This is a genomic window from Ferrithrix thermotolerans DSM 19514 (assembly GCF_900128965.1).
Lineage (GTDB): Bacteria > Actinomycetota > Acidimicrobiia > Acidimicrobiales > Acidimicrobiaceae > Ferrithrix > Ferrithrix thermotolerans.
Genome location: NZ_FQUL01000082.1, coordinates 1 through 1,790, shown reverse-complemented (window position 1 = coordinate 1,790; position 1,790 = coordinate 1). Strand labels below are relative to the sequence as shown.

1 pseudogene is annotated in these 1,790 nt (G+C 47.7%); it reads left to right on the top strand.

The features are described from left to right. Nucleotides 1-229: pseudogene (locus tag BUA24_RS12025) on the top strand (hypothetical protein); the annotation flags it as partial. Nucleotides 230-1,790 lie beyond the last annotated feature (1,561 nt).

The following is a 1,790-nucleotide window of genomic DNA, read 5'->3' as shown; positions in this document are numbered from 1 at the left end:
CGAGCACCACCATTTAGGCATTGCACTCATGACTCCAGCTGATGTCCATGAGGGATACGCCGAAGCCATCACCGAAAAACGAGCCGAGGTTCTAAATGGCGCCTATCAAAACCACCCCGAACGCTTTGTAAACAAGGTTCCAACCCCACCCACCCTCAATACCGAGGTCTGGATCAACCGACCAAATGACGAGGAGATGAAAGAGAGTCCTTCCCTGGCCGGAAGTTAGCGTTTTGACTACTAAATTCGAAAGCACCTCGTACATTTTTTGTTGAAACATTCCGGATATGTTCTCAAAAGCTAAGTAAACAAAAGGAGGCACCAGTGTCTTTGAGGCCTCTAAATCGCTTGATTTCCCCATTGGCTGTCGTGATGTTTGGAGCAATATCTCTTAGCTAGTGTGGAGCTACTGCTACTTTGTCGTCTTCAACTACAACCACCTCTCAGCCAAGGACGTCCACAACGACTGCTCCCACGTCCACTGCGCCTCCTAGAAAATCGACTGCCACGCCGGCTCAACAAAGCATCGTAGTGATTTGGTGCCACGCATCACGGTTGAGCCTTTCGAACTTAGAATACCAGATTCTTGCCAGTCAATAGACAAATGTCTTATTTAGGTACACCGATGCTTCAAGTGTGACCTGTGCCTTATACGGCTATCCCGTCATCAAGTTCTACTCAATAGACGGCCAGCCAATTATGGCCGCACGCTTCGCAGAGGATCCTACACTATCGGATACCGTCGAGACCCACAACTTGTTACTCTTGCGCCAGTGGGAGCGCCTACTTCTATGTGGGCTGGATAATTAGCCCAGACCAACCTAAAACAGAAGGCAATCATAGGTGTGCGTTTTTAGCTATCTTCAAGAGTTATCCACTAAATAGCTATTCCCGACTTTCTATAACCCTTCGGCTTCGAACTAATGTCCTACCAGATCCGATCGGAAACATCTCAATATGTAACTTGAACGTCGGTATTGTTACTAGGGCGGTCGCCACCTCAACTACATCTATCGCCGGTACTAACGAATTTTTAGTTCGTCGTCCTTCGCACTGAGCAACTTTATCTCATAGCTGGAGGATCCCCTCCACAGAAAATACCTCTTGTTTGAGTCGACCTCTTTCGTTCTAGCGTCTCAGCGATTCGTAGCTACGGACCGTAGGTACTTCTCCGCATAGAACTTCCGGTTCTAGGCTGATCGGGTAAGGCCATGCTCTTAGTGTTCGTATCTGATGTCAAGAACTCATAGGGGCTAAGGTACATGACCAGTTGAGAAACACCGATATTGGGTCGTTCGTGTTATATATACTCTCAGCCTAGATGCAACGATTATGCAGTGTTAGACCCCTATGTTATCCTCTTGAAGAGCACAGAAGCTTTTTTGCGCAAGTTACAAAGCGTACTATCTGGGCAGTTCTGGAGGCGAGAGTTGAAGAGGATCCTAAAAAGGGCCGTTCGGCACTACAGAAGAAAGTTGTTCCGAAAGGTAACTAGGACGAGACGGTATTAGAGGCCCACAAAGAGCAGCACATAAGTGCATCGAGATCTCTTTCAGGATCTCTGGCGGGTAGAAGATGACAGCAGTGTTGTCCCTGTGCTGATGCTTCGGCCTTTGGAAAAACTTTTTGGTCAGAGATCTTCGTAACTTTCTTCGGATCATCATCTGAGGAGCTCCCCAAAAACTAACCCACCCAATATATGAGTTTTGCCTCCGAAGTAGATGTGGAGGAAAACACCATGAAATCCAAGCGACACACCGAAGAGCTGGTGATCAAAGAGCTTGCCGAGG